This is a genomic window from Bartonella sp. AP58NXGY, from assembly GCF_042195785.1.
GTDB lineage: Bacteria > Pseudomonadota > Alphaproteobacteria > Rhizobiales > Rhizobiaceae > Bartonella.
The window spans coordinates 1-301 of record NZ_JBHIOY010000156.1 but is presented as its reverse complement, the minus strand read 5'-3'; the positions used below and the strand labels follow the sequence as shown (position 1 = coordinate 301).

Annotated in this window: 1 pseudogene; it reads left to right on the top strand. The window is 41.2% G+C overall.

Features of this window, described 5'->3' with window-relative positions:
- Positions 1–301, top strand: a pseudogene (locus tag ACFINC_RS10140) (efflux transporter periplasmic adaptor subunit); the annotation flags it as partial.

Below are 301 nucleotides of genomic sequence, written 5' to 3'. Positions count from 1 at the left end.
ATCTTAAAAGAAAAAAAGCAGCCTTAGCGCATTATCATGCAAATTTAATGGAACAAGAAGCTTATCTTGCCCTTGCGCAGAAAAATTTAGCGCGGCAGAAAAAAATGATCGAAACGCGTGCAATTTCAAAAGCTAATTTTGATGATGCCGTGACGCAGGTGAAAATACGTGAAGCGCAAATTGCTCAACTACGTCAACAGATTGTACAAGCCCAAATTGATGTGGAGAGTGCAGAGGTTAATCTTAGTTATACGCGGATAACTGCTCCTTCAGCGGGAACTGTTTTGGCAACAGTCGTTGA